This is a genomic window from Photobacterium alginatilyticum, from assembly GCF_009910675.1.
GTDB classification, from domain to species: Bacteria; Pseudomonadota; Gammaproteobacteria; order Enterobacterales; family Vibrionaceae; genus Photobacterium; species Photobacterium alginatilyticum.
The window spans coordinates 81069-105565 of sequence record NZ_RSEJ01000026.1; the positions used below are offsets into that span (position 1 = coordinate 81069).

At 46.4% G+C, this 24497-nt stretch carries 22 protein-coding genes and 2 pseudogenes; 17 read left to right on the plus strand and 7 right to left on the minus strand.

Going from position 1 to position 24497, the window contains the following annotated elements:
- The first annotated feature begins 6 nt into the window (after positions 1-6).
- The 3 genes from EIZ48_RS21390 (at position 7) to EIZ48_RS21400 (ending at position 1774) form a co-directional block, all read left to right on the plus strand.
- Complete coding sequence (locus tag EIZ48_RS21390) at positions 7-417, plus strand: ester cyclase (protein WP_160656066.1); 411 nt, start codon at positions 7-9, stop codon at positions 415-417.
- 172 nt (positions 418-589) lie between these two features.
- Complete coding sequence (locus tag EIZ48_RS21395) at positions 590-1390, plus strand: methyltransferase domain-containing protein (protein ID WP_160656069.1); 801 nt, start codon at positions 590-592, stop codon at positions 1388-1390.
- Positions 1391-1429: 39 nt separating this feature from the next.
- Complete coding sequence (locus tag EIZ48_RS21400) at positions 1430-1774, plus strand: hypothetical protein (RefSeq protein ID WP_160656072.1); 345 nt, start codon at positions 1430-1432, stop codon at positions 1772-1774.
- A gap of 152 nt (positions 1775-1926) precedes the next feature.
- Here the strand turns inward: EIZ48_RS21400 and EIZ48_RS21405 are convergent, their stop codons facing one another.
- The gene (locus EIZ48_RS21405; protein ID WP_160656075.1) at positions 1927-2484 is read right to left on the minus strand and encodes a MarR family winged helix-turn-helix transcriptional regulator; all 558 of its coding nucleotides are present in this window, start codon (positions 2482-2484) and stop codon (positions 1927-1929) included.
- Between the two features lie 115 nt (positions 2485-2599).
- Between EIZ48_RS21405 and EIZ48_RS21410 the strand changes: the two genes are divergently transcribed.
- The 6 genes and pseudogenes from EIZ48_RS21410 to EIZ48_RS21430 all read left to right on the plus strand — a co-directional run bounded on the left by EIZ48_RS21410 (position 2600) and on the right by EIZ48_RS21430 (position 5770).
- The gene (locus EIZ48_RS21410) at positions 2600-3247 is read left to right on the plus strand and encodes a protoglobin domain-containing protein (RefSeq protein WP_205298608.1); all 648 of its coding nucleotides are present in this window, start codon (positions 2600-2602) and stop codon (positions 3245-3247) included.
- 496 nt (positions 3248-3743) lie between these two features.
- Positions 3744-3926 (plus strand): annotated as a pseudogene (locus EIZ48_RS21415) (cysteine hydrolase); the annotation flags it as partial.
- Between the two features lie 48 nt (positions 3927-3974).
- On the plus strand, positions 3975-4301 hold the full coding sequence (locus EIZ48_RS29505; RefSeq protein WP_240153053.1) for a GNAT family N-acetyltransferase: 327 nt from the start codon (positions 3975-3977) through the stop codon (positions 4299-4301).
- Positions 4302-4312: 11 nt separating this feature from the next.
- Positions 4313-4813: a P-loop nucleotide/nucleoside kinase family protein gene (locus tag EIZ48_RS21420; RefSeq protein ID WP_160656078.1), complete on the plus strand. Its 501-nt coding sequence runs from the start codon at positions 4313-4315 to the stop codon at positions 4811-4813.
- A gap of 155 nt (positions 4814-4968) precedes the next feature.
- Positions 4969-5325 (plus strand): MerR family transcriptional regulator, encoded by a 357-nt coding sequence (locus tag EIZ48_RS21425; protein WP_160656081.1) that lies wholly within the window; start codon positions 4969-4971, stop codon positions 5323-5325.
- Between the two features lie 58 nt (positions 5326-5383).
- Positions 5384-5770: a carboxymuconolactone decarboxylase family protein gene (locus tag EIZ48_RS21430; RefSeq protein WP_160656084.1), complete on the plus strand. Its 387-nt coding sequence runs from the start codon at positions 5384-5386 to the stop codon at positions 5768-5770.
- A 74-nt stretch (positions 5771-5844) separates the two neighbouring features.
- Here EIZ48_RS21430 and EIZ48_RS21435 read toward each other — a convergent pair whose 3' ends face one another.
- Complete coding sequence (locus tag EIZ48_RS21435) at positions 5845-6747, minus strand: DMT family transporter (RefSeq protein WP_160656087.1); 903 nt, start codon at positions 6745-6747, stop codon at positions 5845-5847.
- A 186-nt stretch (positions 6748-6933) separates the two neighbouring features.
- Here EIZ48_RS21435 and EIZ48_RS21440 point away from each other — a divergent pair, with 186 nt between their 5' ends.
- A complete protein-coding gene (locus tag EIZ48_RS21440; protein ID WP_160656090.1) occupies positions 6934-7830 on the plus strand; it encodes an AraC family transcriptional regulator in 897 nt (298 codons plus the stop codon).
- Positions 7831-7867: 37 nt separating this feature from the next.
- Here EIZ48_RS21440 and soxR read toward each other — a convergent pair whose 3' ends face one another.
- Positions 7868-8302: a redox-sensitive transcriptional activator SoxR gene (gene soxR / locus EIZ48_RS21445; protein ID WP_160656093.1), complete on the minus strand. Its 435-nt coding sequence runs from the start codon at positions 8300-8302 to the stop codon at positions 7868-7870.
- Positions 8303-8389: 87 nt separating this feature from the next.
- Here soxR and EIZ48_RS21450 point away from each other — a divergent pair, with 87 nt between their 5' ends.
- Together EIZ48_RS21450 and EIZ48_RS21455 are read left to right on the plus strand one after the other, a co-directional pair.
- Entirely contained in the window at positions 8390-9589 is a 1200-nt protein-coding gene (locus EIZ48_RS21450) for an MFS transporter (RefSeq protein ID WP_160656096.1), read from the plus strand.
- A gap of 54 nt (positions 9590-9643) precedes the next feature.
- Positions 9644-12331 (plus strand): AAA domain-containing protein, encoded by a 2688-nt coding sequence (locus EIZ48_RS21455; RefSeq protein ID WP_160656099.1) that lies wholly within the window; start codon positions 9644-9646, stop codon positions 12329-12331.
- An 87-nt stretch (positions 12332-12418) separates the two neighbouring features.
- On the opposite strand, the gene EIZ48_RS21460 is transcribed toward EIZ48_RS21455, so the two are convergent.
- Positions 12419-14512 (minus strand): methyl-accepting chemotaxis protein, encoded by a 2094-nt coding sequence (locus EIZ48_RS21460; RefSeq protein ID WP_160656102.1) that lies wholly within the window; start codon positions 14510-14512, stop codon positions 12419-12421.
- A gap of 319 nt (positions 14513-14831) precedes the next feature.
- On the opposite strand from EIZ48_RS21460, the gene yqfB reads away from it, so the two are divergent.
- Complete coding sequence (yqfB, locus tag EIZ48_RS21465; protein ID WP_160656106.1) at positions 14832-15149, plus strand: N(4)-acetylcytidine aminohydrolase; 318 nt, start codon at positions 14832-14834, stop codon at positions 15147-15149.
- A gap of 34 nt (positions 15150-15183) precedes the next feature.
- On the opposite strand, the gene EIZ48_RS21470 is transcribed toward yqfB, so the two are convergent.
- Positions 15184-17640 carry a Lon protease family protein gene (locus tag EIZ48_RS21470; protein ID WP_160656109.1) on the minus strand — a complete coding sequence of 819 codons (2457 nt, stop codon included), beginning with the start codon at positions 17638-17640 and terminating at the stop codon, positions 15184-15186.
- Positions 17641-17812: 172 nt separating this feature from the next.
- Here EIZ48_RS21470 and EIZ48_RS21475 point away from each other — a divergent pair, with 172 nt between their 5' ends.
- The 3 genes from EIZ48_RS21475 to EIZ48_RS21485 all read left to right on the plus strand — a co-directional run bounded on the left by EIZ48_RS21475 (position 17813) and on the right by EIZ48_RS21485 (position 21064).
- Positions 17813-18529 (plus strand): PHP domain-containing protein, encoded by a 717-nt coding sequence (locus EIZ48_RS21475; RefSeq protein ID WP_160656112.1) that lies wholly within the window; start codon positions 17813-17815, stop codon positions 18527-18529.
- Between the two features lie 143 nt (positions 18530-18672).
- The gene (locus EIZ48_RS21480; protein ID WP_240153048.1) at positions 18673-19131 is read left to right on the plus strand and encodes a ferritin-like domain-containing protein; all 459 of its coding nucleotides are present in this window, start codon (positions 18673-18675) and stop codon (positions 19129-19131) included.
- Between the two features lie 133 nt (positions 19132-19264).
- Positions 19265-21064: an ABC transporter transmembrane domain-containing protein gene (locus EIZ48_RS21485; protein WP_160656115.1), complete on the plus strand. Its 1800-nt coding sequence runs from the start codon at positions 19265-19267 to the stop codon at positions 21062-21064.
- A gap of 52 nt (positions 21065-21116) precedes the next feature.
- Here the strand turns inward: EIZ48_RS21485 and EIZ48_RS21490 are convergent, their stop codons facing one another.
- Positions 21117-22559, minus strand: a complete 1443-nt coding sequence (locus tag EIZ48_RS21490) for a cytochrome P450 (protein WP_160656118.1) — start codon at positions 22557-22559, stop codon at positions 21117-21119.
- Between the two features lie 250 nt (positions 22560-22809).
- On the opposite strand from EIZ48_RS21490, the gene EIZ48_RS21495 reads away from it, so the two are divergent.
- The gene (locus EIZ48_RS21495) at positions 22810-24105 is read left to right on the plus strand and encodes a lipopolysaccharide biosynthesis protein (protein ID WP_160656121.1); all 1296 of its coding nucleotides are present in this window, start codon (positions 22810-22812) and stop codon (positions 24103-24105) included.
- A gap of 183 nt (positions 24106-24288) precedes the next feature.
- On the opposite strand, the pseudogene EIZ48_RS21500 reads toward EIZ48_RS21495, so the two are convergent.
- A pseudogene (locus tag EIZ48_RS21500) lies at positions 24289-24497 on the minus strand (methyl-accepting chemotaxis protein); the annotation flags it as partial.

The window sequence follows — 24497 nt, forward strand, 5'->3', positions numbered from 1 at the left end:
ATGACTATGAACCTAACCGTTACCAAGTACGAGCGAGTATGGATTGAAGGGCTCAATAGAGGAGATGTTTCGGTTGCAGATGAGGCTTTTGCACCGGATTGCGTGATTCACATAGCAGGGGCTCCGGAGCCTAATCTCTCGGTTTCAGCATTCAAAGAGTTGGTAGCGGGCCTTTTGACTGCTTTTCCCGACCTACAGATCACAGTGGAAGATCAAATTATCGCGGGTGATAAGGTTGCGACAAGGTGGTTGGCTGAAGGGACGAATACTGGGCCTCTGGGCGATACTCCGCCAACAGGCAAACGAGCAAAGTTTGAAGGCTTGATATTAGATCGAGTTGTAGGGGAGCAAGTTGTTGAACGTTGGGAGCAGTGGGACCAAATGGGTATGTTGCAACAAATTAGTGTTATCCAATAAGAATAATAACCGATAAATCACATGTGTATGCTTATCGCTTCACAGCAAAGCGGTTGCGTATTGCCGCTAAGCTGTTAACTTATATTCTTCTTTATTAATCAGCCTCGAATAAGGTTCACAGTTAGTGTAAACCGCTCGCAGCTAGATATTTTCCACTGCACAGGAGGTAACAGTGCAAGAAGAATACATGGGGTACTATGCGAATTTTGACGAAGAGCAACGTCTCGTCTGTCAAAATATCACCCGGATTGAATTTGATACCACCATCAACCAGCTAGAAACATTTACGCAGCCAGCAAAGAAGCTCACAGAGCTCGGAGCAGCAACAGGGCGTTATTCCATTTATTATGCACAGAAAGGACTGGAGGTTACCGCTGTAGAGCTAGTACCAGAGCTGGTTTCGCAATTAGAGGACAACGCGGCTGAGCAAGGTGTCGAGCTAAGTATACATGAGGCTAATGTAACAGATGTACACTTTGTACCGGATAGCTCTCAAGATATCGTGCTTATTCTTGGCCCTTTGTACCATATTCAGAATGAAAGCGATCGACAAGCTGTCATCAAAGAAGCTCACCGAATTCTAAAGCCAAATGGAGTCGCGGCATTTGCCTATATCAGTCGCTTCTTTGTTGCCGGGTTGTTGGCAAAAATGTCATCGGCATTAGTTACCCCCCTAGTACTTGGCGAACTACATGAAACGGGGTTGGTCACGTCGAAAGATGTCGACGCATTTTTTAGAACGGGTTATTTTGCTACACCTGCTGAGGTTGAAGACTTAGCTCAATCTGCTGGATTCAATATTGAAAAGCATGTGGCGACAGATGGCTTTGGGCGATACATTGGGGCGGAAATTAATTCGCTATCAGAATCAGAGTATCAAGCTTGGTTGCAGCATCACCTGCTGGTGTGCTCCGAACCATCGCTTCTTGGCTCGAGTAATCATGGTCTGGTGATTGCGCGTAAGCACGGATAGCAGCGGCAGCTTGTGTTATTTACAATGGAAGCTTGTTGAATGAATAATCTTTTCTCTTATGTTGCTGCGATAAAAGGTGAAGCGGTAGGACTTGAGTTGGTCAGTCAAGAATCGGCCGATAAGTCTTATATTGGCCAGGATATAAACGTTGACTGTAAAGAGTCGCTATTTCACTTTTCAAATGGCGTTATAATTAAATACTGCTCCGAGTCAGAGGAGTTTGAGGCAAATGCACTGGTATGTCCGGAGTGCTGGATATCATATGAGGTGATTTCAGAGCCAGTTAATACTCTGGTACGCCCCAAACGAAAGACCTTTACGAACATTTGCCAAGAGAGTTTTTGGCTTAAGCTTAACAAGCAGCAGTCAGGCTTATTCAATTAGAATTTTCGCTAGTTAAGTGGTGCCGAGGCACCACCTATATCTCCAATCTAAGCTAAGTCGCTACCACTTCATTTCTCCCATATGTACTTTAGCGCCGATGCTTAATGCGATTGGTAGCTTGGGTATAGCTATCATGAAGTTGCAAATACCAGTTAGTTTGTATGCTCACGGCATATTAGGTCACTTTCCATAGAGGTAAGGGGGACTTGGAGTAATGCGCATCTGTGAGGAGTACCATCTACGACGTTTCTCATGAAATATTTACAGCTTTTGCATACGCCAAATGGTGCTCCAGCGCGTTGCTGTAATGCTGTGGTGAGAACTAATTCCAAAGTACTAGCTAGGGTGTTCAATTGAGAATTACTCAGCTGTTCAATAGCGCCAAGCAATGCTTTGAGAGGATCATTATTGAGTATGCCTTTGCCTTTCTCGGTCAACTGTATAGAAACCGAACGCCGATCACCTGCATCTTTTTTCTTACAAATTAAACCCTTACGCTCAAGCGCATTTAGGGTTTGAGAAACGGTCCCTTTTGTAACACCTAAATATGAGGTTAAGGCTGAAGGAGTACGCGAAAACTTGTTTGCTTGGGATAGAAAACGTAAAGCTTCCCACTGGGCCGGCTTGAGTTCGCTCAGTCCGGCATCATTATTAATGACCCGGCTTAAACGCTCAAGTAAGGCTAGGACATGTTCAGAATGGCTGTTCATGACTTAATAGTATCGACTGAAAACTTTTCTTGCAAGAAAAAGAAATCGGATATAGCTTTAAATGTAGTATTTAGTCGATACTAGGTGTTAATGGACGTTCTGTGAGGAGCATATGATGAAATATGTAGTGATTTGGTTATATACAACAGCACTTTTATTCTCAGTAGAGGTATTGGCAGCCAAAGAGATACCGGGTTATGCCTATGGAGACAAGCAATTAGCAACAGCGCCTTATACATTGAAAGATTTGGAGGCTCTAAAAGCCACTGTGCTTTTTACTGACAAAGATGCTAAGTGGTTACGAATAAGCCGGAAAGTGCTGGAGCCTCATGCAGAAGAGATTTTGGATACGTGGTACGGTTTTGTCGGCTCAACGCCTCATCTGCTGCATTACTTTTCAAATGACAAAGGGAAAGTCGATTCAAACTACCTTGCTCGGGTTCGTGCCCGCTTTATTCAGTGGATATATGATACGGCCGATGCTAAATATGACCAGAGTTGGCTAGATTATCAGTATGAAATAGGCATCCGCCATCATCGCTTGGGTAAAAATAAAACGGACAATGCGAAGGCTGTAGAACATATACCATTTCGATATGTAGTCGCATTAACATACCCGGTAACAGCGACATTAAAGCCCTTCTTGGAACGTTCGACCTATTCACCAGAAGAGGTGAATGCAATGCACCAAGCGTGGATAAAGTCAGTGCTTATGCAGACGATTTTATGGAGCTACCCATATACAAAGCAAGGGGATTTCTAATCAGCTACGGATTTTAAGATCGTAGACTATACCCAAACTACCTCAAGATGCTCGTTTCAGCGAGAATTACTTGGCTTGTAGGCTAGGCACCGATTAGAAAATCTAGTGGCTCTAAATTAATAATCGGTAACAACGCATAGAAGCCCCTATCTATTTAATAGAACTGGAACTCGCCCTTTGGGAGTGAGCCAGCGAGCCCATTTCTGTGTCAAATAACGTTGAAAGGGAATAGCCATTCCTACCGTCATTTTCCTTGAACTGAGCTCGCTGGACTCACTCTGAATCCTGCATCTTGAGGTAGTTTGGGTATATTGCTTTTCTAGGGCTTTTTAAGCCCTAGAAAGTGAAAAAGAACACATGTGACATTAATGGATAGACTAATTGCATAGCTTTTTCACAAACCTTAACATCACGGGTTTGATTTAAGTTATTAATTGTAGGTTTGTAGCTTTGAACATTTAACGTAAAAATTGGGGAAAGTGTCATTCCATTTGAGGCGACAGAGTTTTGCGTCGATACCACCACAAGCCGTGCTGCGGGGGTAGGTTATTCCATTGATCTTGTGTCTGATGCGCATACTACCCACGACAAAAAGCATGCGACGGGGCAACAAATTCGGGATCACCACAACTGTACATTGCCTAATATTTCAAGTTTCGGGGTTAAGATCTTAGCTATACCTACGGCTCAATTCAATGAGAAGTTAGGTGGTCAGGACCTTCCCCCGATGCTGGTTGATTATGAGGAAGAGATCCGATCATACCCAGTGTGGGTAGCATATGCTGGTGAGCACTTGGTTGGCGGCCTTATTCTGGAATTCAGTAAGACTTACACGACAATAGCCAACGTTGCTGTTCATCCTGAGTTTCAAGGACATGGATTAGGCAGGGGCTTGATTGAGTTTGCCCAGAAACAGGCAGAGCTGCGTGGACATAACGAAATACGCTTGGTAACTCATTCCGGGATGAGTGAAAATATTACCCTATATTCGCATCTTGGCTGGAAGGAATATGAACGCAGTGAGAATAAGGTGTTCATGACAAAACTATTGTGAGCAAACCACCAATGAATAAACCGATTTTGTATATTTTTTCAGGGCTGCCGGCTTCTGGCAAAACAACCTTGGCGCGACTGCTATCGCAGCATTTGAGAGCTTTTTACCTTCGAATCGATACGGTTGAGCAAGGCTTAAGAGATCTATGTGATTATAAGGTGGAAGGAGAGGGATACAGGCTGAGCTACCGGGTAGCCAAGGATAACTTGGAGCTGGGGCATTGCGTCATTGCTGATTCATGTAATCCCATTTCGCTAACACGAGCAGAGTGGCAAGACATCGCTACATCAGCCAATGCTGATTATGTCAACATAGAAGTGTATTGCTCGGACGAAAATGAACATAAGCACCGGGTAGAGAACCGAGAGTGCAGCATCAAAACCCTGCAGCTTCCAAGTTGGCAGCAGGTACAGAGTAGGTATTATGAGCCGTGGCAGGATAAGGTAATTCGCATCGATACTTTTGGTAAAACACCGTCTGAGTCATTGCAGGAGTTAATTGAAAAGTTTTAGGTACTATTGGAGCCTTGATAAGTACGCTTACCGTTGAACCGCCGTGGAATCTCGGAACAGGTGCCTCGCAGGCCATTTTCGGTGTGGCAGCATTGGGTGTATTGCTAACTTTCTGAATAATAGTTAGTTTGCTTGTGAATGAACTAGGGGCGGATATGAATATTAAGGACTTTTCCGAGGTGACTTCGTTGTCGCCTCATACACTCAGATATTATGAAAAAATAGGTTTGCTACTGAATATTCAAAGAAACCCTAGTGGCCACCGGGTCTACACGTCAAGGGATCTGGAATGGGCTCAGTTTATCGTCAGGCTCAAAGATACAGGAATGCCACTGGACAACATCTTGGAATATGCGCAGTTAAGGAACTTAGGTGATAGTACTTTAGCCGAACGACAGACGTTACTGGAAGCGCATAGAAGCAACTTAAGACGTCGAATTGATGATGAACTTCTACACTTGAAAGCCTTAGATAAAAAGATTGATTACTATAAGAACCAAGAATTACCTTGACTTAGAGTTCACTCTAACTTGTAACCTCGCTTCATTCATCAGCAATAGGAGTGAGAAAATGAACAAGACAAGATACGAAATTGGTTTTGAAAAGCTCAGCGAAATTGATGGTAAGGCAGGGCATAGCGTTATCGAAAGCTTAAAGGACGTTTGTCCTGATTTAGCCCGATTTACAATTGAGTATCCATTCGGTGATATATATTCGCGAACAGGATTGGATTTAAAGTCTAGAGAGATTGCAACCGTTGCGGCGCTTACTGCTCTGGGTAACTGTCAGCCTCAACTGAAGGTACACATTAACGCAGCTTTAAATGTTGGTTGTACTGAGGATGAAATTAAGGAGGTTGTATTGCAGATGTCAGTCTATGCTGGTTTTCCGGCAGCCCTTAACGGTATGTTTGCGGTTAAAGAAGTGCTGATGGAGCGTAATATGGATTTGGCTTGATCTCATAATCTTCTTCGCAGCATTGAAAAGGCGCTAATCGAGATTAAGCGCCTTTTTCATTCGCCGATACATCGTTAGGCAATACTTGATTGATACCAACGTTTTACTGGTTGTGGAATGCCAAATACACGTAGGTTACCGGTTAATACTAACAGGACGCCCAGTGCCGATAGCCATGTCCACTCGTAGTCTTCAAACAGGGTAGATAACGAGAGTGCCACCAGCGGAAAGAGGACGGTACAATACGCAGCCTTTGCTGCCCCAATTCTTCCGACGAGGGCAAGGTAAGTATTGAACCCAATCACGGATCCTACAATCGCAAGGTAAACCAAAGCTGAAAGATACATTGGCGTCATAGTCACGCTCAGCGGTAGACCCATAACCATTGCGATAATAACCAGGTAGATAGCACCATAGCCCATCGACCATGCCGTGGTTGGCAAGAGTGGCATTCCTTTTTTCTGAGCATGGGCAGATACCATATTACCCATAGAGAAGAAATAGGTACCCAACAGGCTGAGCATTAATCCCAGTAGTATGGTCCAGTCCATCTCTGCACTCATAAACTGGGAGGCGAAAAGCAGCACGACGCCAGTAAACCCTATCAGTGCCCCTTGTATAAAAGTGACTGACGGACGGCGTTTTTCAATAATCCAAAGATTAAGTGCATTCAAGATTGGCGCTAGTGAGAAGACGACAGCATTGAGTCCGCTAGGGAGATATTGTGTTGCGGCATAAAAACAAAGGAAGTTGTTGGAGAAAAGGCACAAAGCCAGTAAAGCGGCCAATTTATGGTTTTCAGCAGAAAGACGAGGTAGTTTTTTTTGAAAAGCTAATATGGCAAATAGTGCGATAGCGGCAAGGCCAAACCGCCAGGCGACAGACACGACAACGGGTGTATCGCCCAGTTGATAGGCAATAGCGAGCCATGTCGAACCCCAAATAAATACGGTGGCTGAGTATAAGATACCATTCATTACGTTGTTACTCCTTCGCCCAGGATGCTGAGGGCATTAAATTCTTATCATTAACGTTATTGCGTTTGCGTGAAGGAGGCGTTCATATCTTTGCTGTTTTTACAGATTCTTGCGCATTTTATTTCATCAGGTGTTCATGATTTTCAAAAATCAGTATATTGATGGAAGCAGGAACAGGAGAGCTGGATGGAAAAAGGGATGATTTCGGGGGCAAAGAGACAGCGCGTCTATAACGTGCTGGCCAACAATACCGCGTTACTTCATAAGGATTTATGGCTAGATAGTGGCATGGGGACGGCTGTCTGGAGTAATAGTCATGGTAGGGCAAGTTATGACAAACCCGGTCACCATACATTAAGCTTTTATCTCGAAGGCGGCCAAAATACCCAGCGCGTCATGCGTTCAGGCAATCTATCTGGCGGGGCGGGCAAGCTTTGTCTGATGCCGCAGGACCATCGATCAGACTGGACTTTCTCTGCGCCGTTTAACTTTTTCCATTTCTATTTCGAGCAAGCTCACCTGCAAAATTTTGCCGAGCAAGTCTTTGATAAAGAAGGCCGTCATATCGAACTATCAGAACGTACCTTTGTGGACGATCCCTTCGTCAATCAGTTGATCCGAGAAACCATAGTAAAACTAAACTGGGAGAGCTCGACCGATAAGCTGATGGTTTCTCACACTCAGCAAATTCTATTGCTTCATCTTCTTCGTCAGTACTGTCATAACTCACCGAGACAGGCATTAAGTACGGGTGGGTTGTCATCTGTGAATCAGCGGCGGGTAATTGACTTTATTGAAGCCAACTTATCGACTCAGTTCACATTGAGTGATTTGGCAGCACTTGCGCATTTAAGTGACTTTCACTTCGCCCGGATGTTCAAAACGAGCTTTGGTTGCACACCACACCAATATGTTCTTTCCCGACGTATTGAACTTGCCAAGCAACTTCTTTCTAGCCCTGCAAAATCGTTGGTCGAGGTGGCGCTTTTATGTGGCTTTTCCTCTCAACAACATCTTTCCCAGCAGTTCAAGAAACGAGTCGGGATCACGCCTGCAGCATTTCGTCGCGAACATCAAAAGTAAGATTGGTTGTGATGTACTCTTCCTAATAGGGTCTGTACTAGGACTCTGGGTGGCTCAATTTGGCTCCTGCCTGCTTGATCCCGCGTGAGTCGTCGGGGTTATACAAGGCACAGCTATCTAATGACAAACAGCCGCATTGTATACAGCTTCCCAACTGAGTTTGCAGAGCTCTCAGGCTTTGGATCTTCTCTTCAAGCTTCTGGTGCCAGTCCTGGGCAAGTTTTTCCCATTCCTTCTTTTTGGGAGCCTTGTGCTTCGGGAGGTGTTCGAGCTCGGCAGAGATCTCTTGCAGTGTTAGCCCAACATTCTGTGCTGCTTTAATTACGGCAATTCTTCGCAATATCTGCCGGTCATACCTGCGTTGGTTCGCTTGGTTTCTGGAGCTGTAAATCAGTCCTTTCTCTTCGTAAAAATGAAGGGTTGCCACGGTTACCCCGGCTCGTTTTGCAACTTCGCCCACACTCATGTCCATACGTACTCTCCTGAAATAGAGCTTGACCTCAAGTTAACCTGAGGTTCTAGAGTAGCAGTGAATTAACCAAATCACACGGAAAGAACGATGAAGAATAAAACGATTCCATATTTGTCCGGGCGCTTTTTTGATGGTATCAGCTCTGGTTTGTTTATGATGGCGTTGCCCTGGATCATGTTGCAAGAGCCTGATATGGGAACGTTCGTGGCGATTACGGCACTTGTTTGTACGGGGCTATCATTTCTCAGTACGCCTTTCTTTTCGACGTTAACAGACCGGCACTCCCGGAAAATGATTTTGATATTGGTACAAGTGGCGCAGTCAACAACGGCACTGCTGGTTTGTATTGCGTACTGGATGGGGGCTGGTTCACATTGGATATTGGCAGCTTCACAGCTCGTATTTTGGGTCTCAAGTAATATCGCCTGGAATGCCAACAATGCGTTCACCCAGGAAAATTATGATCAGCAGGAATATGCAAAAATTTCCGGTTATCAGGAAATTGTCATGCAAGGGACTACGTTGGGGGCCGGTGCGCTGGGCATTTTTCTGCTTGAGATGTGGGGGATTGAAGAGTTTGCGGCCTTTGCGGCTATTGCATCTGGTATTGCTGTGTACAGTTATGTTGTGACGCCTTATCAGCGCAAGGTCAGACATTCGCACAACATACCGTTTCTAAGTCAGATTAAAGAGACCAAAATCATCTTTGCCCAGCAACCAAGGTTCTTTGGCTTCCTGCTTATTTCTTGCCTGTCTTACCCGGTGCTAACTTTTCTGGGGAAACTTGTTCCTATCTGGTTTGCCGATCTCAATATCTCCGGTAACTGGGTTGCGTTCTATAACATTGCTTTTGGTCTTGGCTCCTTGATGACGGGTGTGCTGGTCTCTCGAGTATTAGCCATGCTGTCGCACCGAGCCATTATGCAGTACTCGATGCTGATTCTGGCATTTACGTTGCTGCTAATGAGCGGCGTCATGCAGCCTCTGTATATTGTCTTGCTGACGCTTGGGTTTGGTTTCTTTAATGCGCTCAACCGTATTGCCAGAACGAACTGGATGCACCATACCATTCCGATGTCACAACGTGGTCGCGTGGATGGGGGAATGGCAATGTTTGCGACTCTAGTCCAGAGCCTGAGCTATGTGCTGATTGCATTTCTTGCCCATGTCGATGCCATCGAATATGGCTTTGTCATTGTGGGCTTTGTTGTCTTTTTCGCGAGTATCTGGATGTTGTTACTGGGACAGAAAATAGAGGCTGATCATGAGCTTGCACCGCAATACTGACAGGGAAAAGGGATTATGCTGTAATACTTCCTCGCCAGTTACCGGGAAGCAATTGTGTCATCTATTCAGCTTTACATAGAGTACTTTCGTCGCTGCTATCGTGCCGACAGCAGCGATTTGTCCATAGCCAATATCACCCGTGTACGAAAAGATAGAAAGCTCTATATCAAAGATGAAGATCTGTTGTTAACCGGTACGTTGCCCCGGCTGCCAATAGCCGGGAGCGAAGCTGAAGTATTGCGCCAGCAAGCTGATAATTTTCGCCGGGAAAGACGGCTGATCTATGGCTGCTTTATGATAAAAGGGCAGCTTGCGGCCAAAACCGGTTTTTCAAACCACCGCAGCATTGCAGCCCCTTTATTGTATCTGCCCGCGACGTTATCCCATGATGAGAACGAGCATCTCTGTGCCAGTATCGATACTTCCGACATGCGGGTTAATCTCGATGTACTTCGGCTATTGATCAAACCACAACTTGAAACGACTGTCGTAGATTCATTCCCCGTACCTGTATTTCCGATGACGGTTGAACAGATTGGACTTATTACCTGTTGGCTACGCGAAAATACAGATGTTCAGGATCTGGATGAACTGGCAAGATGGCCACAGCTGGTGGATGGGCAGGATTTTTTGCGTCGAAAGTCAGCCAAATCAGTATCCATCGCATGTGCCAGTATGCTTATTTTGGCAGATCGGTCCCGTGGGGTACGAGGTGTGTTGCACGAGCTCAATCAGCTTACGGCACAGCCCCATTACGCTCGGCCTTTGACGGGGATATTCGAAGGTGGTGCAGCCTCAGCTGGGCAACCGAGCACTGCTGTCGACCTGCTTAGCTATAAGTTAAGCAATGCCCAAATACAGACTCTGGAGAATGCTGCATCACTGCCTTTGAGCGTGATTGCGGGACCGCCGGGTACCGGAAAAAGTTTTACCATTTCTGCTATTGCCATAGACCGGATGTTAAACGGGGAATCTGTTCTGGTTGTGACGAAGACAGAGCAGGCGATTGATGTGATCGGCAAAAAGCTAAGGCATGATTTCGGCCTGGAAAGTGGTTTTGTTCATGCTAACGCATTGAGCTTTGTTAAAACGATGCGCCAGTATCTTGATACCATATTGTTCCAGGGTGTTGAGTGCCAAGACTCAGCGAAAGCGATGAAGAAACAGGTTAAGCGGGCGAGAAAAGATGTTGAGAAACATCAGGCTGCGTTTGAGCGGGCATTGTGGGCAGCTCGCTATGCGGGAGGTGAGAATAGTGGCTCCTGGCTGCAAAAAGGCATGGCAAATATCTACCACTCGTTAAAAGACGAGCAGGTGTTATGGCAAAGCCATCAGGCATTGGCGAAGCACCGTCAGGCTTTTCATCAAATAGCGATGGATTACGTTAATGTCTACCGAAATGAAAAGCTCAGTGGCTTGTTAGACTCCCGCCGGCAGGTATTGCAGGATTTTAATCGTGCATTAAAGTCAATGAACTCGAAAACTCAGGCAGAACGCTTTGCCAAGCTGGATGTGAAGACGGTACTTGAGGCGTTTCCGATATGGCTGGTTACCGCCGATGAGTTGAGCCAGTCATTGCCACTGATAGAGTCCATGTTTGATCTGGTGATTTTTGACGAATCGACCCAATGTGACATCGCCAGTGCGCTTCCTGCGCTGCATCGGGCGAAACGGGCTGTTGTGGTTGGTGATGACAAACAGCTACGCCACGTGTCGTTTCTGTCAAAATCAAAACAGGCTGAACTATGGAAGCAGAGCGGTTTTGCAGACAGCAAGCCGGTGAAATACAGCTACCGTGATCAATCGCTGCTCGATGTTGTCTCTGATTCACTAGACTCGCAGGCCTGTGTCGCCTTTTTGAATGAACAGTATCGCAGTAAATCTTCCTTGATAGCGTTCAGTAATGCCCAGTTTTATAACGGGCGCTTGAAGGTGATGCAATCACGGCCGAGTGTGTCTGCTCAGCCTGCATTGCACTTTATGCGCGTGGATGGCAAGCGAACTGCCACCGGTCGGAATACCGCGGAGAAGAATGCTGTCACTGAGCTTCTTTCTCTGCATATCGAGAGGTACAGGCACGCGCCGATAAAGCCGACTATCGGGGTGATTTCACCATACCGTGATCAGGCTGAATATATTGAAAATGCAGTCTGCAAACAATTTACACAGGGTGAACTTGCTGCCTTCGACGTGCGTGTTGCGACACCGTATGGTTTTCAGGGCGAAGAAAGAGACATCATGGTTCTTTCTATGGCGGTTGATGCGAATTCGGCCCGGGCTGCTGCTTATCTGAACCAGGAAGCTGCCTTCAATGTTGCAGTCACTCGGGCGAAGGAAAAGCAGATTGTGGTTTATTCGCTGGACCCTGAAGATCTTAGTCATAATAATTTATTCCGCCGTTATCTGGATTTCGCTCATCAGGAGGAGGTCGCGGGATCTGTGATCGAGAAAGCATGTACATTTACCGAGTTACTCAAAGAGCGACTTGAGGCTCTTGGTATGTCGGTCTGGATTGGGTTTGAAATCGCAGGGCAGGATGTAGATATTGTTTGCGAGTACGGCGGCAAGATCCTTGGCATTGATCTTATCGGTTATCGTGGTGAGTTTGAATCCTCATTTGATCTAGATACTTACCAAATGCTTTCCCGAGCAGGATTGGAAGTGCTGCCGGTATCTTATGCCATGTGGCTGAAAGACAGCGAGCAGGTAGTCGAGGCTATTCGTCAGCGGGTAGTGCTGTGAATCGGTAACCGTTGTGAAATAAAAAAGCGACCAGGTATCAATATCTGGCCGCTTGGATAGGAAAGGACAACGAGAAAGCTTTATCGTTTAGGTTTTAAACTTGCCCAGTTCTTTGTGAAGATCCGTAGCACTTTCGGCGAGCCCTTCACTGGTGATCAAAGAGGAGGTCATGCTATCCATGACGTCTGTTGCCGTATCATTGATAACAACCACATTGCGGTTGATCTCTTCTGCTACTGCACTTTGTTCTTCAGCGGCTGAGGCAATCTGATTGTTCATATCATTGATCACTTCGATGGCTTCATTGATTTCAGCAAGGGCATGCTGAGCTGCCTGAGTTTCCTCTTTGGTATCTATTGCCTGTTGCTGGCTTTGTTGCATAGATACCATGATGGACTGAGTGTCTTGTTCCAGTCGGCCTAGCATAGCCCGGATTTCTTCTGTCGACGTCTGGGTGCGGGTGGCCAGATTTCGTACTTCATCAGCAACAACCGCAAAGCCTCTACCGGCCTCTCCTGCTCGGGCTGCTTCGATGGCGGCATTGAGTGCCAGTAGGTTCGTTTGATCAGCAATACCGCCGATCTCTGTTAGCAAGCCCTGGATCGCGGCACTTGACTGGGCAAGGTTCTGAATTTGCTCTTGGGCATCATTGATGCGACCGGCTAATTCACTGACGGCAGTTGCTGTGTTGTCCATTTGGCCCATGCCGCTGAGGCTGTTGGACTGCACCTGACTTGCAGCAGCGGCTGCCTGTACCGCAGAACCGGCGACTTCCTGCGCCGATGCCGTCATCTGATTGATTGCCGCTGCCAGAGAGTTAACTTCGTTGACTTGCGCATTCAGCTTTTCTTTGGAGTCTTCGGCTTTTGCTTTGCCTTCCTGTGCGTTGAAGCCAACCTGATCCGCTGTTTGTTTTACCGAGCGGAGTGTCTCTTGCAGACGAATGAGAAAGGTGTTGAACCAGTGGGCCAACTGAGCCGTTTCATCTTGTCCCTTCACCTCTAGCCGATAGGTCAGGTCACCGTCGCCGTGAGCGACATCTTTGAATCGTTCAACAAGGTTAAACAGAACCTTGCCAAGAGAATGGGCAATGAAGGCAATAGCCGCGATACCTAGAGCGGCAGCAACCAAGCCAGCCAAAACACCTTTTTTAATAGCATGATCATTTTGGTTGCCTATCCAGCTTTCAAATGCTGAAACGCTCTGGATAAGTTTGCTACCCGGTACGGACACCATCACGATCCACGGTGCGCCTGAAGTATCAACAGAGGTGATGGCATACTCTTCGGCACCGATTGTGATGCGGTCTATTCCTTTCTGGCGCGCCAGTGACTGGATATCAGGCCATTGTGTGGCAAGTTCACTGGCGACCTTCTTGCCTACCTGGGACGGTGTACCACTGTTTGCCAGTACCGCCCCTTTCCAGGAGGTGATGATGATATTGCCTTCTCCCTGGAATAAATCACGAGCGAGACTCTCGCTTTGACCTTGAAGCTCGGCCAGAGAGAGATCGAAGCCCAATGACCCAATGATTTGGCCGTTGACTTTGATTGGCTGGCTAATCGTCGTGATAAGCTCCTCTTTGCCGCGAACCGGGTACATGTAGGGTTCCATCACAAAGGTTTGGCCCGTTTCGTACGGCATTAGGTGCCAGTCGTCTGTTCGTTCGCCATTACTGTTAAGCTTTGTATTTCGAAAGCTCTCCATGGCGACAGGATCAAAGCTGTTATTGGTGTTAGGAGAAAAGAATGGGGCAAGGTAGCCTTTGCTGTTGATTGCAGCTCGTGCTTCGTGTTCGGAGCTTGCGGGCCAGGTTTTCTGTTCCCATACCATGTAGCCGGCAAATACCGCGCGGTCCTGGGCTTCCAGGGCTGCAATAAACTGCTTCACTATGGTTTGGGCACCAGCTCCGTTTTCGCCACTTAATTCAATGATGGAACGTATCTGGTTGAGGTTGGCAAGAACAGGAAACAGTTTATTGGCGATGGTTTTTCCCTGTTCAGAAGCGGTTGCCTTCAAATTAAGGTTGGTGGCATCACTCAGTTGGACAGTAACCTTTTCGCTCACTTGCTGGTTAACGTTGGTAAATGCCGTCGTTGTCATTCCCATTGCAATAAGTAGTGTAAATGCCATCGCAATACCAGCGCTGATGGCAATACGTGTTCGAATTGTTTTAAACACGAAATATCCTTTAATATTATATGGTTATTGTGATTCAGCTGTTCTTGTTGAGGCTGCGGCTTCATCGTGTTTTAGGAAATGAATAGTTATCGATGAAAAGGTATTAAAAGAGCTGAAACAGCATTATATACAAAACAAATTAACAGGTTGTGTGGGTGTGTTAATGCTTTATTGGTATAAATTAAAGGCTGTTAATGGCGTTGGCTGGCTGAACAAAGTTGTTGTGTGACTGTTGAGGTATTCTTGATGATATTTTCTATCACTTGACAGTGACTTGGGTACAATGGCCGCCCTTTAATATGTGATTCGACGAATAATTATGACAATACCAACAACAATGACGTTCTTTGAACGTTTCGAAACCGACATTTTGGCTGGCAAGAAGACAATTACAATCCGAGATGAGTCAGAAAACAACTATGTCCCGGGAACGGTTGTCCGTGTGTCTACATTGGAAGGCGGGCGAGAGTTTTGCAGCCTGGAAATCTTGTCTGTTGAGCCAATTCTGTTTGATGATCTGTCTGATTTTCATGCGCAACAAGAGAACATGTCTCTGCCGGTTCTGAAGGACGTTATCCAGGAGATCTACCCGGGTATTGAGCAGCTGTATGTCATCACCTATAAGCTGTCACAGTAATAATGCTAGCCTGAGGTTATTCAGAGGACTAAAACTATCCTCTTTTTAGTGGCTTTGAGCTACCAGAGTTATTAAGCGCTTTATTCATCTGTTTAATACGGGTGATGATTGCGGCGTTGATACTATTGGCGGGGTACTGATTCTTGGTATTTATTTTCCCCATCGCAACCTCGGTGAGGAGATTCATCACTTGATCAACATGATCTGCAACCCAGATATGGAAGTTGCCGTTTTGCACGGAGTGGCGAACGTTTTCGTTAACCATTAAGTGAGCAAGGTTTGTTCTGGGTATGATAACGCCTTGCTCGCCGGTTAGTCCTTTAAGGTTGCAAATATCATAGAAGCCTTCGATCTTCTCGTTGACCCCGCCAATGGCTTCGATATTTCCATGCTGATCAATAGCGCCAGTGACGGCTATGTTTTGTTTTATCGGGATCTGTGCAATCGCTGACAGCAAGGCACAGAGCTCCGCGGCAGAAGCACTATCGCCATCTATCATTCCGTAGGATTGCTCGAAAGTGAGGGTGGCCGAGAAGGACAGGGGTTGCTTTTGCTCGTATTGTTCGCGCAGATAGGCTGTTAGGATCATGACACCTTTCGAGTGGCTTGGACCGCTCATATCCACTTCGCGCTCAATGTTGACGACATTGCTTTGCCCGAGATGAACCACAGCAGTAATACGGCAGGGGCGGCCGAACATATTTTCATCAACACTGATAATTGAAAGCCCGTTGACCTGGCCAATTTTGCTACCCTGAGTATCGATTTGGTTAATACCGCGCTGGATATTATCGGTGATGCACTCTTTCAGGTAACCGCTTCTAAACTGCTTTGCCTCAATGGCTTGCTGAATCAAATTGTCTGTGATGACGGCCTGCTCATGTTGTCTGGCCAGGAAATCTGCTTCGAGTATGATGGCACTGATATTGCCCCGGTGGAGAGTGAGCTTTTCGCCGTCTTCTGCTTGCCGAGCCGCAAATTCAATGAGCCTTGCCACGGCAGTTCGATCAAGCGGGCGTGCCTTTGCGTCTGACTGCAACTGCCCGATAAGCTGCGAATAGTGCAAGCATGATTCCTCCGTGCGGTTGATTTCTTCTGAGCAGTCAGCCTGAACCTTAAAAAGCTGGCTGAATTCGGGGTCGTATTGTTTGAGCATGTAGTACATCATGCGATCGCCGATGAGGATAATTTTGACATCAAGAGGAATGCTATCGGGTTCAAGGCTAGCAATACTATTGACGCTAAGAAGCTGTTCAAGAGGCTGGAGTCTGATCTGGTTCGATAGCAAGGTACGTTTAAATACATCCCAGACGAAAGGTTTGTTGAGTAATTGAATAACATCAATAACTAAAAATCCGCCGTTGGCGCGATGAAAGGCACCCGGTTTAATTAAGGTGAAGTTAGTGACAAAAGTGCCCAGTTCGCCTTTGTGCTCAATTCGGCCAATTAAGTTAGCGTAAGTTGGATTGTCCTCATAAATCACGGGTGATGCGTCAGTATCACTGTTATCAACGATGATGTTGACGTCATAAACGGTGTAAGGGCTAAAGCTGAGTTTTTGGCCTGTGTACTCGTTGATTTCGGTTTCAAGGCTGCCGTTAAAGAGGGGAATATTGTCGAGAACGTGCCTTTTTAGGTTTTCTATATAGTGGCTAACAGAGTCGATGGCTAGCAACTCTTCTGGTAGCTGGCCGATAAGATAGTCGACTGTGATCAACATATAATCACGTTCTAGTTTGTTTTTCTTCTCCTTCATTTCCTGATCCCAGTGAGGAACCTGTTTTAGGAGGTTAACCAGCAAGAGGCGAAGCTCTTCAATAGACTTGTCTATAACTGCTTTCTCATCATCAGGCAGCTTGTCGAACTCTTCTTTACTGAGTACTTTGTCCTTTTTGATTGGGTGAATAAGGTAGCCGTTTTGCGAGCGCTTCAAGATGCAGTGTTGTGCCTTGGCTTTTTCTTCTATCGACTGAAAGGCTGCTATTTCTCTCTCGTTAAGCTCGTTTTGCAATCGGTCTGCATGTTGGACGTAGTCTTCATTTTGCAATAATGTCGGAACCGTTTTTTTTAATGCTTCGATGAGCGCATGTATTTCAGATTTCAGCCTTTTTCCCATCCCCGCGGGTAACTGAAGTGCGACAGGCTTGTTTCCGTCTCTGAAATTATTGACATAACACCAGTCAAACAGCGGTTTGTCTGGATCGCGATGCTGAAGCAGAAGTTGCTGTGCAATGACATGTTTACCAAGTCCGGTAGAGCCCATTAGGAAGATATTAAAACCAGCCGATTGGACTCCTACGCCTAGCTTGATTGCATCTATCGCGCGCTCCAATCCGAGAGGGGGGCTACTCTGGTTGATGTCATCAGTTGTATCAAAATCAAACTGATCTGGATCGCAAGGGTGAAAAAGCTCGGCTGCGGTAAGCTTTGTGGCTTGGGTTGGGATTGCCTCCTTGCTGCGTGGGTTAGCCTTTGATGAAATACCTTTCATAGCATTGGATCACCTGTCATTGTTGTTGTATCGCTAAGTATAATAACCAATGGCGCTTGTTTCTGAGTTTACTGGTGAAATCGAGCTGTTAAGGCCGGATAATGGAGGGAATGACTACAAGGTTGCTTAGTAAACTTACGCAATTTCTCCTATCTTTATGAGGGAGGTTGTTATGATCGAGTTTGATAAAATGTCTGACTTTTTCTCGGGCTTTTATGGCTTCAAGCCAAGGGATGAATTCATCTATCTCGATTTCCATTTACGCACAACAGTGTTGGAACGCTTTACAACGCTGCCGTTTGTGCTTGATTTGCTAAAGGGAAAGAAACACCTCATTGCGATAACCGATCATAATGACATCAGAGGCGCCATCGCAGCTTGTGATCTCGGTATTAATAATGTCCCGGCCATTGAAGTCGGATGTAGTGACGGGTTCGATCTTCTTGTTTTCTTCAAAGAGCTAGCCGATTTAGAAACCTTTTATCGTCAAGAGGTTGAAAGCAATAAGCACCTATATAGAATGACGAGAACAACCAAAGACATATTCTATTATCTTGATGTACTTGCCGACAGGCCGTGCTATCTCTCAATCCCTCATATCAATGGCTTTGCCCAGAATAATTACCTGAAAAATAAACCTGATATTAAAATGGTCCTCAATAGAGTTGATGCCATAGAGACGTATAACCACGCGCTGCCAAAAAACAGGAATATCAACGCCCAGATAATAAGGCGAGTGTATCAGCGGGATGCGACGTTTGGCAGTGATGTTCACATTAACCATGAGCTGCAGTCGTTTTACCGGTTATTGGAAAGCGAAGAAAAGCGATACCGTAAGCTGATGGGTAACTTGTACGAACAGCAAATACCTAAAAGTATAAGTGCTTGATACATTAGTTGAAGCCCATAAAAGGGAACCTTACTGCGTCATACCTTGCCGCGTATTCTCTACTAAAATTGTACTGATTGCTTTCACTCTAGGCGGTAGCTTCGAATCGCACGCTGGTGCCTTGTTGCAGACAGGTAGGATTCATGATGAATGACAGTGAAAAACAACAAGTAATAGATTTGTTGAATAATATCATGGAAGTAGAATTGGCCGGTGTGGTTCGCTACACCCACTATTCCCTGATGGTGTTTGGCTATAACCGGATTCCGATTGTCTCCTGGTTGAAAGGCAATGCCAATGAGGGCCTTGTCCATGCTCATAAAGCGGGTGAAATGGTGACTCTGCTCGGTGGGCACCCCTCTCTGAAGGTCGGCCCTTTGCTGGAAACCCGAAAACACGATATCGGTGATATTCTCCGGGAGAGCTTGGACCATGAGAAGGCGGCTTTGGCCCTTTATTATAAGTTGTTGCACCTGGCAGAGGGAAAGTCGGTATTATTGGAAGAGTACGCAAGGGAGATGATTGCCCAGGAAGAGCTTCACCTTGATGAGGTGGATAAAATGCTCAGAAAACCGGGTGATGTAAAGCCATTTGATAGTTAACCCCTCTATATTAACGCCAGCAGCACGGAAGCTGCTTTGCTTCACGCCTATTCTATTGATGAAACAGTTCTTTTCTTATCTATCTGTACCGACGTATTATCTTATACCCAGACATCCATTATCTCGGTAGGTTATGTCCCACGACAAGAGCGATAGCACTCAACAAATAAAAGCACTGAATCCACTACTGCCAATACTCAGGTTCGTGAAGCCTTATAAAACCATGGTAGCCGCTGCGCTGCTGGCCTTGTTGGTTACCGCCGTAGTTAGCCTGTCGATAGGGCAGGGGGTGAAGATGATCATCGATAATGGCTTTATGGCGGGCTCCAAAGAGCAACTCAGTCACGCCATTGGTGTGATGGTGGTAATGATCAGCATTTTGGCTGTCGGTACTTTTACTCGCTTCTATCTGATGTCCTGGCTGGGAGAGCGAGTTTGCGCCGATATTCGCAAGGCAGTTTTTGACCGTTTGCTCGCTTTGCATCCGAGTTATTTTGAAGAGAACCGCAGCGGCGAGATCATGTCTCGGCTAACGACTGATACCACATTATTGCAGTCAATTATCGGTTCGTCTTTCTCAATGGCGCTGCGCAGTCTCCTGATGCTGGTAGGCGGCTTGCTGATGTTGGTACTTACCAACTTGAAACTGACACTAATGGTGGTGGGCTGCGTGCCTGTGGTGCTCCTGCCGATGCTCTATTACGGACGCAAGGTTCGTCGTCTGGCAAGAGAAAGTCAGGATAGTATCGCCGATGTTGGTACCTACGCCGGGGAGATCATCCAGAATATCAAAGTAGTTCAGAGTTACACCCGGGAGAGCCAGGAAAAGAAAGCGTTTGGTGCCGAGGTTGAAAATGCCTTTTCAGTCGCACGACAGCGTGTACAGCAGCGTGCTGTACTTATTGCGGCGGTGATATTTTTGGCATTTGGTGCTATCAGCATCATGCTGTGGGTCGGCGGTATGGACGTGCTGGCAGGAAGGATCAGTGAAGGTGAACTGGCTGCTTTCGTATTTTATGCGGTGATGGTTGCGATGTCAGTGGCAACGATATCTGAAGTTTATGGTGAGTTACAGCGCGCTTCAGGATCGGCCGAGCGATTATTTGAGTTGCTGGCAGTTGAAAGTGCCATACAGGCACCACAACAAGTGGTGAAAGTCGACTCGTCAGCAGAGACTGTGATTGCCTTTGATGCGGTAAACTTCAGTTATCCATCGCGCCTGAACAGTGCTGCTTTATCCGAAATAACCCTATCGATAAGAAAAGGGCAGGTGGTTGCATTGGTTGGTCCTTCGGGAGCCGGAAAAACGACGTTGTTTGAGTTATTGCAACGTTTTTATGATCCGTCTTCAGGTGAGATACGACTCAAAGGCGCGCCGATCCACAGGCTTGAACCCCAGGCACTTCGTCAGCAAATGGGGATGGTGCCACAGCAGCCAATCATGTTCAGCGCGGATGTATGGCACAACATCCGCTATGGCCGTCCGGATGCGTCGGATGAAGAGGTTATCTTGGCTGCCAAGCGCGCGCATGCCCATGACTTCATTCTTGAGTTGCCTGAGGGATACAAAAGTTATCTCGGTGAGCAGGGAGTACGTTTATCTGGTGGGCAGAAACAACGGGTTGCTCTTGCCCGTGCAATTTTGAAAGATCCGGATATCTTGTTACTGGATGAAGCAACGAGTGCCCTGGATGCCGAGAGTGAGTTTCATGTTCAGGCTGCGCTTAATGAGTTGATGGAAAACAGGACAACGCTGATCATCGCCCATCGTCTTTCGACTGTTATTCATGCCGATGTTATTGTGCTGCTGGATCAAGGCCGTATTGTGGCCCGAGGGACTCATTCGCAATTGCTTGAAGAGTCTACGCTGTATCAGCGTTTATGTGAGCTTCAGTTTGATACTTCTGATACAGAGCGAAACCGGCAGATGTAGGTATGTATGCGATCTACCGGTCAGCTCAGGTATTAATCGTTATTGTCTGGCCTTACCTTTTGGGCTGTAAACAAACCTGAAGGTTTGCCGGTCGCATCGTAATGGCGAACTCCTCTTCTACTTCGGGAGAGGTTTCTGGTTTGGTAATAAAGAAGTGCTGGCAAAGCATGGCTATCACCATTTGGGCTTCCATGAAGGCCAATGATTCACCGGGGCAGTGACGTGCTCCGCCGCCAAAGGGAAAATGGCTGGTGGCTCTGTGCGGGCAGGCTTCATGGCTGAGTGAGTCTTCAAGCCAGCGTTCTGGTTGGAACTGTTTGGCATCAGGAAATAGGGATTCATTTAGCCCTCCGAGCCGCGTCAGCAAGAACATGCTGGTTCCCGCGGGTAACTGTGTTCCGTCTAGCAATGTTTGTTCGCTTGCCGTTTCGGCGGAAATCATGGGAGCGGTGGATTTTAACCGTAATGTCTCACGTGCGACTGCCTCTAAATATTTCAGCTCTTCCAACCCTTCCACACACAGTTTACCGCCATTAGTCGCAATCACCTTTTCTGCTTCTTCAGCAATTTTCTGCTGAACCTCCGGCATCTGGCGGATAAAATACAACATCCAGGCTATAAGGTTGGAGGTTGTGTCCTCACCCGCCAGAAGCAGGGTCAGAATGTTGGCAAACAATTCTTCATTGTTCAGGCGATTGTCGTCATCGTTAGAGGCGGAGACCATTGCTTGCAATATGGTCTCTGGTGATTCTGCTAATTCGGGCCTTTGGTGCAGCTCTTCACGTGTTTGTTCTACTATTTCCAGCGCGTATTTTTCGACTTCGACCAATGCCTGATCTAACTGCCGGTCTTTTTTGAGCTTGATGTACTGCCAGTAAGGAAAGGGCATTTTGGTGCGGCTGTTTAGTTGCGGAAAGATCACTTCAAGGTGTGTTTGTAATCCGTCTTCGTCTTTCTCCAGTAGGCGAGTGTCATGCCCAAAAACCAACGTTGTGGTGATATCAACGGTAAATCGACGGAGATCATCGTGGATATCGAGAGCCGTCGACTGATTACAGCTGTGTAGTAGTCTGCGTCTGAGTCGCTCGGTAGTCTGTTCCAGTAACGGGAAGAACGAAGCCAGGCTTTTCTTGCTAAAAGCCGGCATGATAAGCCTGCGTTGTCGTTTCCAGTCCTCACCATTGGCAGAGAGTACACCGTGGATACCTAACTCTTTGAATACGCGTTCCAGGTTGGCTGTACGGTTAAATGCCTTTGGCCGTCGGCGTAAGATGTCTTTCACAATCACAGGATCAGAGATGACGACGAAAATCATGCCGGCAAGATCGACTTTGTAGGTATCGTCATAGTCTGCCGCCCATTTTTCCAGTTGCTGGTGGAGAGTCGTATTTTTTACTTGCAGGAAGTTACCGAGTACCGGCCAGCCTTTGGGCTGAGGAAGATCACCCAGTGATCTTATTTCTTGCTGGTTGTTGCGTACTACTGATTCCGTCATGCCAGTTATCTCCGTTGTCGTTATCTACTTTGAAGGGGCAAAGTAGATAAGTTGAGTTGCATACAGATCGTACCAGTTGATAAGTATAGCCATGTTGTTGATATTTTCTTCAAAGAGGCGGGAAAACTGGCTTCTTTTATTTATGCATTCAAATGAGAATGCTTATTTTTCAGTTTTGTTGCCACTGCTGAGGGATCTGGCTGCATTATTGGAGTAACATGCTCTCATCGTCGCCCAAGTTATCAGTGTTATGGAAAATCTATCAGCGCAGAGTCTTCATCAAGAAGATGCATTGTCACGACTCAAAAAAGCATTTATTACCGGTATCTGGGCAACACTAGCCAGTATTTCAGTCGGTTTTTTGTTCAAAATCTGGTTGGCACAATGGGTGCCCAAAGGGGACTTGGCTCTCTTTAACAGTGTGGTCGACATTATTTCACTGTCATTGATTCTGATGACAGGGTTCCGTTCATCAATGGTAGTAAGCTACAGTCAGACTCAGAATGACCGCGATATTATTAATATTTTCCGGTTTAGCCTGATTGTCATGGTACTGATCACCTGGGGGCTGGTGATTCCATATATCAAGCATGAGCTGCATATTGATGTTGGGTATCTGGAGTTAGTCGGGGTCATTTTCAGCATGGGGCTTAAGGTTTACTTTACCAACCTGGTCGCCATGTATCGTCTCTACAGTATTTCTAACAAGGTGACCTGGCTTGAGCCTGTTGGCAACGTTGTTTTGTTCTTGCTTTGCTATTACGTACTCCGACTGGAAGCGCTGTCGTCTTTGTTTTATAGCATGAGTCTCTCTTCGTTGGGGATGGCGGCATTTATGTATATCCGCCGTCGAAAAGAGATAGCGACCCGGCCATTGGCAACGGTACAACTTGATCCGGCGCTCATTAGTTACGTGAAAAAAAGTTTTACGGCATCCCTGGAAGCCGGGGCAAGTATCTTGATGATATATATCACCGTATTGCTGACTATAAGCTATTTCAGCATTGACGAGCTAGGTGATTTTCAGGTGATTGTCCGGCCGGTCTTTACCTATATGACTATGCTGTTTGTATTCCCGATTTACCGTTTTGTATTGCCGGAGCTGGCTGTTTGTGTTCGCAAGGGGCAACATGAACAAATCAAAGCCATTCGACACTGGGTCTTCAAGGTTGCCGGTCTTGTCTCTGCCGTGTTTTTTGTCACTATGCTTCTGTGGGGAGAGCGTATTGTATTGTGGGTATTCCCGGCAGAATACAAAAGCGCTGTGCCGGTGTTGTTCCATTTCTCACTCTTTTTTATTTTCATGATGCTCAATGCCTATCAGCTTGCCTATATCAAGGCACACGGTAACTTCACTCAAAGTCTATTTATCCGACTGAGCGGGATCATTACCCTGGTTGGTGCGTTTTATTTGCTGTCGCTATTTACCACCAATGTGGTGGCGATTATTGTCGCTCTCGGCTTGGGCTACTTAATGATGTTTCTTCTTTCTTCGGTTGCCGAGTATCGGTTAGTGAGAAGGTATCGTGACATGGTGCCAGCATAATCAAAGTTACTATTTCACAATCAAGAGAAGCCTCATAGATAATCAGGAGGCTTCATTGTCTTGGCCTGTATCTGCATGTGTTTCTTCATACAGGTCTTGAATATCAGTCAGGTAAACGAGGAGGGGGATACCAGGTTCATTAGTTGCTTAATCAAGGACTTAATGAMCCTGGCGGGAGAGGTTTTAGGCAAGTTTAAATCGAGCGACATTATCTTGCAGGCTGACAGCCAGTTGACTCAATTCTACGCAGGCCTGGGCTGTTTGCCCGGCACCAGAAGCCACCTCTGTTGACGATAAGCTGATGTTTTCCACATTGCGTCCGAGCTCTTCAGTGACAGAGTTCTGCTCGCTACAGGCGCTGGCAATTTGCATACTCATTGTAGCTATCTGGC

What these genes read in the sequence shown, in the direction of transcription:
- EIZ48_RS21435 (WP_160656087.1), bottom strand. Translation starts at nt 6,747, where the DNA reads ATGAATGGTATCTTATACTCAGCCACCGTATTTATTTGGGGTTCGACA.
- EIZ48_RS21410 (WP_205298608.1), top strand. Translation starts at nt 2,600, where the DNA reads ATGAAATATGTAGTGATTTGGTTATATACAACAGCACTTTTATTCTCA.
- EIZ48_RS29505 (WP_240153053.1), top strand. Translation starts at nt 3,975, where the DNA reads ATGCTGGTTGATTATGAGGAAGAGATCCGATCATACCCAGTGTGGGTA.
- EIZ48_RS21390 (WP_160656066.1), top strand. Translation starts at nt 7, where the DNA reads ATGAACCTAACCGTTACCAAGTACGAGCGAGTATGGATTGAAGGGCTC.
- EIZ48_RS21450 (WP_160656096.1), top strand. Translation starts at nt 8,390, where the DNA reads ATGAAGAATAAAACGATTCCATATTTGTCCGGGCGCTTTTTTGATGGT.
- soxR (WP_160656093.1), bottom strand. Translation starts at nt 8,302, where the DNA reads ATGGACATGAGTGTGGGCGAAGTTGCAAAACGAGCCGGGGTAACCGTG.
- EIZ48_RS21475 (WP_160656112.1), top strand. Translation starts at nt 17,813, where the DNA reads ATGATCGAGTTTGATAAAATGTCTGACTTTTTCTCGGGCTTTTATGGC.
- EIZ48_RS21480 (WP_240153048.1), top strand. Translation starts at nt 18,673, where the DNA reads ATGATGAATGACAGTGAAAAACAACAAGTAATAGATTTGTTGAATAAT.
- EIZ48_RS21400 (WP_160656072.1), top strand. Translation starts at nt 1,430, where the DNA reads ATGAATAATCTTTTCTCTTATGTTGCTGCGATAAAAGGTGAAGCGGTA.
- EIZ48_RS21495 (WP_160656121.1), top strand. Translation starts at nt 22,810, where the DNA reads ATGGAAAATCTATCAGCGCAGAGTCTTCATCAAGAAGATGCATTGTCA.
- EIZ48_RS21405 (WP_160656075.1), bottom strand. Translation starts at nt 2,484, where the DNA reads ATGAACAGCCATTCTGAACATGTCCTAGCCTTACTTGAGCGTTTAAGC.
- EIZ48_RS21440 (WP_160656090.1), top strand. Translation starts at nt 6,934, where the DNA reads ATGGAAAAAGGGATGATTTCGGGGGCAAAGAGACAGCGCGTCTATAAC.
- EIZ48_RS21420 (WP_160656078.1), top strand. Translation starts at nt 4,313, where the DNA reads ATGAATAAACCGATTTTGTATATTTTTTCAGGGCTGCCGGCTTCTGGC.
- EIZ48_RS21490 (WP_160656118.1), bottom strand. Translation starts at nt 22,559, where the DNA reads ATGACGGAATCAGTAGTACGCAACAACCAGCAAGAAATAAGATCACTG.
- EIZ48_RS21485 (WP_160656115.1), top strand. Translation starts at nt 19,265, where the DNA reads ATGTCCCACGACAAGAGCGATAGCACTCAACAAATAAAAGCACTGAAT.
- yqfB (WP_160656106.1), top strand. Translation starts at nt 14,832, where the DNA reads ATGACAATACCAACAACAATGACGTTCTTTGAACGTTTCGAAACCGAC.
- EIZ48_RS21430 (WP_160656084.1), top strand. Translation starts at nt 5,384, where the DNA reads ATGAACAAGACAAGATACGAAATTGGTTTTGAAAAGCTCAGCGAAATT.
- EIZ48_RS21470 (WP_160656109.1), bottom strand. Translation starts at nt 17,640, where the DNA reads ATGAAAGGTATTTCATCAAAGGCTAACCCACGCAGCAAGGAGGCAATC.
- EIZ48_RS21425 (WP_160656081.1), top strand. Translation starts at nt 4,969, where the DNA reads ATGAATATTAAGGACTTTTCCGAGGTGACTTCGTTGTCGCCTCATACA.